The organism is Dietzia sp. HMSC21D01 (genome assembly GCF_001815995.1).
Classification (GTDB): domain Bacteria; phylum Actinomycetota; class Actinomycetes; order Mycobacteriales; family Mycobacteriaceae; genus Dietzia; species Dietzia cinnamea.
This window is the reverse complement of record NZ_KV823639.1, coordinates 1-7,465: the sequence shown is the minus strand read 5'-3', so window position 1 is coordinate 7,465 and position 7,465 is coordinate 1. Positions and strand designations below refer to the sequence as shown.

10 protein-coding genes, 1 pseudogene and 1 riboswitch are annotated in these 7,465 nt (G+C 64.4%); of the genes and pseudogenes, 8 read left to right on the top strand and 3 right to left on the bottom strand.

The window, feature by feature from the left end:
* Positions 1-231: hypothetical protein (locus HMPREF3086_RS19220; protein WP_210401811.1), on the bottom strand; the 231-nt coding region annotated here is incomplete at its 3' end.
* A 39-nt stretch (positions 232-270) separates the two neighbouring features.
* A riboswitch (cobalamin riboswitch) is annotated at positions 271-455 on the bottom strand.
* Positions 456-819: 364 nt separating this feature from the next.
* Here HMPREF3086_RS19220 and HMPREF3086_RS01065 point away from each other — a divergent pair.
* Entirely contained in the window at positions 820-1,740 is a 921-nt protein-coding gene (locus HMPREF3086_RS01065; protein WP_070719742.1) for a hypothetical protein, read from the top strand.
* 62 nt (positions 1,741-1,802) lie between these two features.
* Here HMPREF3086_RS01065 and HMPREF3086_RS01060 read toward each other — a convergent pair whose 3' ends face one another.
* Positions 1,803-2,660: a hypothetical protein gene (locus tag HMPREF3086_RS01060; protein ID WP_070719741.1), complete on the bottom strand. Its 858-nt coding sequence runs from the start codon at positions 2,658-2,660 to the stop codon at positions 1,803-1,805.
* A 251-nt stretch (positions 2,661-2,911) separates the two neighbouring features.
* Here HMPREF3086_RS01060 and HMPREF3086_RS01055 point away from each other — a divergent pair, with 251 nt between their 5' ends.
* The 7 genes and pseudogenes from HMPREF3086_RS01055 to HMPREF3086_RS18755 all read left to right on the top strand — a co-directional run bounded on the left by HMPREF3086_RS01055 (position 2,912) and on the right by HMPREF3086_RS18755 (position 5,415).
* A complete protein-coding gene (locus HMPREF3086_RS01055) occupies positions 2,912-3,199 on the top strand; it encodes a transposase (RefSeq protein ID WP_061230111.1) in 288 nt (95 codons plus the stop codon).
* Positions 3,199-3,624: an IS3 family transposase gene (locus HMPREF3086_RS19215; RefSeq protein WP_204649519.1), complete on the top strand. Its 426-nt coding sequence runs from the start codon at positions 3,199-3,201 to the stop codon at positions 3,622-3,624. Before HMPREF3086_RS01055 ends, HMPREF3086_RS19215 begins: the two co-directional genes overlap by 1 nt.
* Complete coding sequence (locus tag HMPREF3086_RS01045; protein WP_061230110.1) at positions 3,621-3,902, top strand: DUF6262 family protein; 282 nt, start codon at positions 3,621-3,623, stop codon at positions 3,900-3,902. Before HMPREF3086_RS19215 ends, HMPREF3086_RS01045 begins: the two co-directional genes overlap by 4 nt.
* Before the next feature lie 63 nt (positions 3,903-3,965).
* Positions 3,966-4,163, top strand: a pseudogene (locus tag HMPREF3086_RS17765) (IS3 family transposase); the annotation flags it as partial.
* Complete coding sequence (locus tag HMPREF3086_RS01040) at positions 4,160-4,381, top strand: hypothetical protein (RefSeq protein WP_061230109.1); 222 nt, start codon at positions 4,160-4,162, stop codon at positions 4,379-4,381. The pseudogene HMPREF3086_RS17765 and the gene HMPREF3086_RS01040, both read left to right, overlap by 4 nt.
* A 79-nt stretch (positions 4,382-4,460) precedes the next feature.
* On the top strand, positions 4,461-5,078 hold the full coding sequence (locus tag HMPREF3086_RS17760) for an AAA family ATPase (protein WP_083324207.1): 618 nt from the start codon (positions 4,461-4,463) through the stop codon (positions 5,076-5,078).
* A gap of 196 nt (positions 5,079-5,274) precedes the next feature.
* Positions 5,275-5,415, top strand: a complete 141-nt coding sequence (locus tag HMPREF3086_RS18755) for a hypothetical protein (RefSeq protein WP_156482646.1) — start codon at positions 5,275-5,277, stop codon at positions 5,413-5,415.
* 651 nt (positions 5,416-6,066) lie between these two features.
* On the opposite strand, the gene HMPREF3086_RS01030 is transcribed toward HMPREF3086_RS18755, so the two are convergent.
* A partial coding sequence (locus HMPREF3086_RS01030; protein ID WP_246830838.1) for an IS1380 family transposase occupies positions 6,067-7,465 on the bottom strand: 1,399 nt, incomplete at its 5' end.

Sequence of the window (7,465 nt, the reverse complement as noted above, 5' to 3'; positions counted from 1 at the left end):
GTAGTGCTGAAGCGAACACAGCAACCCGGGTGCCGCATGAGCAGTCCCCAGACTGCGCGAGTACTGGTGGCCGATCTCCCGCCAAGTAGCGGGATCACACAGCTCGGTGACACCGCGCCAGTTCGGATCGTCGGGATCGGGTCGCGATCTGTGGGGTACCGGTGATGTCGTGATAGCCCGCTCGGCCAGGGTGCTGATCCCCACGCCGACGGGCTCATACGTGAAGTCCACGTCTGACCTTGTCTCTTCGGAACCTGTGCGCGAGGTTCGCTCGGATGTCGCGGAACCGACAGGTATTCGGACTCGGGATCAACCCTCCCCGGCGCCTTCCCGGACAAAGTCCAGTGGCATCCTGCCGGTTCGGTACCCCACACCGCTGCGCGCCAGTCCCGGAATCTCACCGGGTTCCCTGGCACCCGCCCATCCCGGCAAGGGACGGCTAGATGCGGTCGGTTCCGCGGCTGACGTTACCAGACAGGCTGGTCAGCACTCCCTTAGGACGAGACCCACTGATCAAACCGCCGGCATCAGACGCGAGAGCAGCGACGACGAACTTGGTGCCCGGCCAACCCCAATAACATGGGAACTCTCCGAGAGGACTAACCCAACAACCTCGCCCACCGACAGGGTCTCGTCACCACAAGGCGCACCGACCGATAACCAGACGTTATGACAAGGGTGAAGGCAGGCACGCTCGGTCGTCTGCCTTCACGGTTCCGGCTCCCATTGCATTGATTTTGTCCGCTTCGAGCCGACACCCACCAGTTTTGTGCGCAAGCTCTGACGAACTACGCCAGCCCATAAAACTAGACTGTGCTGATGGCTACGAAGAGGGTGTCCCCTGCAGTGCTTGTGCCGCTGCAAGAGGCCTTGGCTACTGCTTACTGGTTCAAAAACGATCTGAGAGCATTCCTGCGCAGCGCCACCGGCGAACCCGAGCTGATCGCTCAGCTCGACTGGGGCGGTTCGTATAAGAGAGCCATCGTCCGTCAACTAGTCACTACGCTCGCTGACAACCAGCACCGGTACTTCGACACCCTAGTCGCGCTGATCTTGGCAACAGCTGAGATCGATCCTTCCTCACTGAAGCGGCTCGATGACGGTGCCGCCAAGTATGAGTCCGCAATCGCGGCACTCAGAGTCCTTCAGGACATGGTCGGACCGTACCGCGCTATGCGGTCGGAAGCAGAGGCGGCAGCGCAACGTCGCCGCCTTGACCAGGAGCGCGCCGAGCAGAAACAGGCGCTCGCACGTGAGACATCGGAGCTGAACGCCGAGTTCATTTCTATGCACTCCCAGCAAGCGCAGGCGCGTGGCTATGCCCTGGAAAACCTGCTCAATCGGCTCTTTGCCCTATACGACATCGACGTAAAGGGACCGTTCCGCATTCAAGGGGAACAGATCGACGGCGCCTTCACGTTCGAAGGAACCGACTACCTCCTGGAGGCAAAATGGACGCAGGAGCTGAGCACCACTTCCGACCTGTCGATTTTCGCAGAAAAAGTGCGTCGCAAGCTGGACAACACCCTTGGGTTGTTTCTCTCCATCAGTGGCTTCCAGCCCAACGCCGTGGCTCTGAGCGGAGAAGGTGGCCGACGATTGTTACTGCTCGCAGAGGGTTACGACTTGGCGATGGTGCTCGACGGGAAGATCCTGCTAGACGAGCTGCTACGTCGGAAGAAGCAACACGCGGCCCGCACCGGCGAGATCCTACTTCGCGCTGCAGACATCCTGTCCTGAAAACATCAACGGATGCCGATGCTCTCTCACACCCCTGTTGATAGTCGGCCGGAAGGTGTCGTTCAGGCCTTTTTCGGCATGCGTTCATGCACACGCAGAGCCGACTCAGTAAGTCGAGTCAGCGGGTAACCGGCGAGGTGAAGCCACCGCAGGACACCCCATTGCAAGGTGGCGGCAGCGGCCTCTACAACCTCTGTGATGAAGACGGGGTCCGGCATCCGTGTGCTGCGAAAATGGCCAGGCTCGTACTCCTCACCGATCTCGACGTCGTAGCCGACCATGCCGAACCAGTTTTGACCGTGCCCCGCTCCGCTGGCCGCGTTCCATAGGAACGACCAACGGTCGGCGTCACCGCCGACCGTTTCCGCCGCCTGGCGAACAAGCCCCTCGTATCCAGGCGGTTTGTCCTTCGGTGAGGCACCAGCTCCGAGGTCGCCGGCGCGCTGCACGGTGTCAGCCATCCGCTGGTCAATGCGCTCGACAGGGTATCCCCCAGCCAGCTGTGCCTTGCGCTCGTACCCGAAGTCCTTGTACATCATCCGCAGTAGCCGACGCACGCACTCACGTGGGTCGTCAACATCGGCCAGCAGCCAGACCGCATGTGCTCCAGACTCAAGACCGGCCCTGCCCATGAGCAAGTACGGCCGGTATCGCACATTATTAACATGGGCTTCGTCGAACGAGTACGGCGCCACCAGGTCGGCCCACAGCAGCATGTGCTCGATGCCCGCGCACAGGTAATTGTGCGACCACGCCGACACCTTTTCCCACGGGTACAACGCATCGGCGCACGCGAGGAGGCTGGCGGGGATCGGATCGACCGCACCGTCCAGAGCGAGTTCGCACGCCCGGATTGAGTAGGTCGCGCGCACCCAACGCTGCTGGTGTTCCTCACTGAGGAAGCCCTGGGGTGATGCCATCGGAGGATCATCGCACCAGTGCATTCGCCCAGTAAAGCGCAGAGGGTGAGACAGGCTCCTCGGGTTGGTCCCGAGCGGTGGCGCTCACTCCGGCCATATCGAGACGCTCGCGAGGCGCTGACAGTACTGCGTTATCGGTGGCGACCTCCATTTGACCGCCCCCTCTCGACCTCGCGCTCGGCTCCTGAGCTGTCCCGGGGGTTTCGGACACCGGATCTGAGGCGGATGATCGCTTCGGGAGGGAGTCCAGGATGCCTGCTGCCAAGCCGCCGGAATTTCGGCGCCGAGCTGTTGAGCTTGCTCGTCTGCGGGAGAAACCGATCGCCGAGATCGCCCGGGACCTGGGGATCAGCGAGTCCTGTCTGCGCCGGTGGATGGACCAGGCCGACGTCGACGAGGGGCATAAGTCCGGTCTGACGAGCGACGAGCGTGCGGAACTGGCGCGTCTACGCCGTGAGAACCGTGTCCAGGCGATGGAGATCGAGATCCTCAAACGAGCCTCGGCGTACTTCGCCCGAGAGAACGTGCTCCCAAAATAGTGGCCCGGCTGATCCATGACCTCGCCGCCGACGGGTTCCCCGTGGCGGTGGTCTGCCGGGTCCTGCAGGTACCGCGATCGTCGTACTACGACGCGATAGCCGTGCGTCCGCCGACGGAACGCGAGATCACCGACGCGCATCTGCCGAACGAGATCATCGACATCTATGCCGCGAGTCGGGGCACCTACGGCGTCCGGAGGGTGCATGCCGACCTGGTGCTGCGGCGCGGTCACCGGTGCGGTCACTGCCCCAGCTACCGCACCGAGCCTTCATCACTGCCGATCCTGGCGGCCCAACGCATCGACGCCGAAGCACTTGCCCGCGACGCCGAAAGCCGAGGGTGGATCGACGAAGCCGACCGTCACCACAAGCTCCTGGACCGCCTCGATGCGCTCATCGCCGACACGGAAGCCGCTGCAGGATGACCGCCCGCGACAAGATCAACCTCGTCGAACGCGCCTGCACAGACCTGGCCCACGAAGGCAGGCCGGTCACTATCGTCGCGATCGCAGCCGCCACCGGACTTAGCCGCTCAACGATCTATCGCAGCACCGTACTGCGCAGCATCATCGAGCACCACAAGCATCCCGAAACTCCGATGACCGCGCTCACCGATGAGCTCACGACGCTGCGAACCGCGGTCAACACCCTCGCAGAAGCAGTGCGACGCCACGACGAGCAACTCCGCCGCATGCGCCGCTGACTGCGTTATCCGGCCAACGGACCATCAGGCCCCCGATTAGCCGGATAAGCCTACGACAACTCGCTCATGGAGTCATTTTTCGGATCGATGCAGATCGAACTGCTCGACCGCCGCTCCTGGGCCACCCGTGCCGAGCTGACACAGGCGATCTTCGAATGGATCGAGTCCTGGTACAACCCCAGGCGTCGCCACTCGGCGCTCGGCTACGTCAGCCCCGTCGACTACGAGAACCGTTCCGAGACCGCCGCCGCCGCGGCATGATCACCACACAACACCTGTCCGAGAAAACCGGGACAGCTCACTCGCCCGCCGACACAGCCCGGGCAGCCCCCCTGGCCGACACCCGCGGCCCCGCCGGTCTCTCCCGCGCCATCGCCGACACCATCCGCACCGCACTGTCCGCGCATCAACCAGCGAACGTGATCGACGAACGCATCAAGAGCGCCTTCGCTGTCGGCGAGCCCTTGGCTTTATGGTGACTCCACAACAGAGAAAACCCCCACCAGCGCTGACCCGGGTTTCCAAGACCGGGGAACTCCGGTCAGTAGTGTGCAACTTATGACTGACCGGGCAAAAGGCACGCTAATCTGGATCAACGGTCCTCATGGCAGCGGGAAGACCCACACCGCTGCAAATCTGACACGAAGACTACCAGCGGCCCAGCTCGCAGATCCGGAGCATGTCGGCTTCGGCTTGCGCCGCATGTACCCGCGAACCGCACGCCCGGACTATCGCAGCCTCGACGCCTGGATAACCGCAACGAGCTCGACAATGATCGACATTCTGGACCGCACTGGCGGAACGGTCATCGCTCCTCAAACCGTAACCGATACAGCAACGCTGACCCGACTGCTCGATCCCGTCCGTCAAGCGGAACACCGAGTGCTCCATGTCACCCTGATGACTGGACTCGGAGAACTTCAACGCCGATTGCGCACGCGCGGAGATGTCATCGCTTCTTACGCCCAGCGTCAATCCGAAACCGCAATTAGAGTCCTCTCCGCCCCAGCGTTCGCCAGCCACCTCGACACTACGAACCGGACCGTTCAGCAAGTTGCTGACGACATCGCCACGCTGGCTGGGCTTGAATTAACTCCTGATCGCACGAATATCCTGAGCAGATCAATCCGAAGCACGTGCCTCAGGATCAGCGCGATCCGAGCCCCCTGGGCCTAACCGGCCCCAAGTAAGCCAATTGGACACATACCGAATACCTGCGGGTTACCAGTCATCACCTGGCGGCGCGACGGCGTCTCCCGCACCATGAGCGCTCACCGCTTCGCACTCCTGTTGGCCTACGGCGACGACGATTCCTATACCGTCGGCGAGCACCGGTGCAGCGAACCACTGTGCGTCCGGGTCGACGACGGGCATGTCATCCCCTCCACACCAGACCGCGATCCTGCGCTACGCCGTGGCCTGCTGTCGCGCCGACGCCAATCGCGCCACCGGAGACGGACGCACCCGCGCCCAGCGAGCACTCGCTGTCCGCGCCGCGATCCGCAACGGATGAGACGCTGTCGCCTACGCCGAGGCCGTCGGAAGGGTCGATCACCGCGACCTCCCGACACTGTTCTAACTACTTCCCCCGCGAACGCAGACGCCCCGCCAACTGGCGGGGCCCGTAGCGCTTCTGCGGGTCGTAGGGTGTGTCAGCGTTGGCCTGGCTGCCACATCTGCCGGGGGACGTAACCGTGCGCCCCGCGCGCTGCGGCGCGGGAGCGACGCGCACCCGCCCAGTGCTGGCAGAGCGTCCACTTCAAGGGCGTGTGCTCGAACAGAACCCCTGCCAGGTTCGACGAGTACCGGGACGTCTTGAGCGCGTGCAACCAGCCACCACTAAGCCACAGAGCAGCCCCTGTTGCGATCGTCCAGCCCGCCCACGGCCCGCTCGACATTGCGCCCATAAGACCAACCACCAGCACGAGGGCACCGCCCACGCGGCCGAGGGCCGGGAAGAGCGCCCACGTGATCAGTAGACCCAGGGCAAGCCCTGCAAGGTGTGCCATGACCGTGCCCCTAACCCCGCTGATTCATCGGGCGTGATGGAGTCGGTTCTCTACGGATGTTGTGTCCGGCGGGTCGTGTAGACGTGTTTGGGCGCCGGCTGGCGCTGCCGGTGAGCGGGTCTCCCGGTGGTGCTGTCGTGGGTGGGCAGGTGGGGTCAGGCCGGTTTGGGGATCGCGGCGATCGTGTGGAACACCGCTTCGATGGCGGTGGCCCAGGGCCAGGTCTCGGGGATTTTGACCCGTCTACGTCGGCTGCTGCGGGTCAGTAGGGCGGCGACGTGGAGGAAGCGGTAGCGCATCGCTTTGGGCTCACACGCTGCGAGGATGGTGGCGGCGCCGGTGCAGGCCACCATCCGGGTCCACGCTACGAGGTCAGCGGCGATCATCACCGCCACCAGCCATGCCTGGTTGAGAGCGAACTCTCGCGAGGGCAGACGGCCCAGGCCGGTGTCTTTTGCGTGGCGGATCCGGTCCTCCACCCGGGCGTGCGCCCGATGCCTGGCCTCGAGGAACTGCAGTTGACCGGTGGCGGTGTTGGTGGCGAACGCCTGGTAGCGCCACCCGTCGAGTTCCTCGAACATCGACAACTGGGCGCCGGGGTGGGGCCGCTCACGGCGGACGATGACCCGCATCCCGTCGGGCCACTTGGCGAGCATCCTGGGCGGCAGCAGTCCAGTCAGCTCGGCGATCTCCGCGCCCGGCCTCAGGTCGCCGTCTTGATTCACCGCTGGCCCCCACGCGGTGTCGGGGGCGATCGCGATGGCCCGGCGGATTCCGGCGGTGATCGAGAAGCCGACCGAGTACTCCACCCGCCGACCACGGATCCGATTCTGCTCGGAGATCCACTCCAACAGGTCATGGGAGGCGCCGGCGCCGTCGGAGCGAATCAGCACATCACGCCGATGGGTAGCGGGGATCTGCGCGATCGCTTGGCCCAGGACGTCGATGTGGTCGGCGGCGGTGTTGGACCCGGCGTTGCCCGGCCGCAGGCTCGCGGCGAGGAACTCGGTCGTGTTGTCGCACCAGACGCCGATCGGGTGGTAGCCGAAGGTGCGCTTGTAGGTTGGCGCGCTCTGTTCCTTCTCGCTGTGGGTGACCACGATGGTGGCGTCCACATCGAGCACGATCGTCGATCCCAGGTCCCGGCCCGCGCACTTGGAGGCCGGCACCCCGCCGGGCAGCTGGGACCACACGTGCCGCCGCGTGCGGGCACGGGCGACCTGGATCTTCTTGCGTTTTCCGGCGGTGACCTCGTCCAGGGTGCGCCACACCGTCGGAGAGGAGGCGACCGGGCCCAGGACAGTGGATTGGTGGCGCAGGACGCGGATGTCGGCGATGGACGTGCCGCCACCTGTGAGCATCACCGCGACATCGGTCAACACCCTGCCACGGTCATGGATCGGGATGGATCGGCGCTGCGCCATGGCCCCCGACAGCTCGGCGGTCAGGCCGACGCGATCAGCCAGAAGACGTGGCGCGATGACCCCGGCATGAGCAATCACCCCGACATCCTCGACGGAGAACGACAGACCAGACGACCACGAAGTACGCTTC

Excerpts from the sequence above, each read along its gene's own strand:
- HMPREF3086_RS01055 (WP_061230111.1), top strand. The coding sequence starts at position 2,912 with ATGCCTGCTGCCAAGCCGCCGGAATTTCGGCGCCGAGCTGTTGAGCTT.
- HMPREF3086_RS01045 (WP_061230110.1), top strand. The coding sequence starts at position 3,621 with ATGACCGCCCGCGACAAGATCAACCTCGTCGAACGCGCCTGCACAGAC.
- HMPREF3086_RS01060 (WP_070719741.1), bottom strand. The coding sequence starts at position 2,660 with ATGGCATCACCCCAGGGCTTCCTCAGTGAGGAACACCAGCAGCGTTGG.
- HMPREF3086_RS01065 (WP_070719742.1), top strand. The coding sequence starts at position 820 with ATGGCTACGAAGAGGGTGTCCCCTGCAGTGCTTGTGCCGCTGCAAGAG.
- HMPREF3086_RS17760 (WP_083324207.1), top strand. The coding sequence starts at position 4,461 with ATGACTGACCGGGCAAAAGGCACGCTAATCTGGATCAACGGTCCTCAT.
- HMPREF3086_RS18755 (WP_156482646.1), top strand. The coding sequence starts at position 5,275 with ATGTCATCCCCTCCACACCAGACCGCGATCCTGCGCTACGCCGTGGCC.
- HMPREF3086_RS01040 (WP_061230109.1), top strand. The coding sequence starts at position 4,160 with ATGATCACCACACAACACCTGTCCGAGAAAACCGGGACAGCTCACTCG.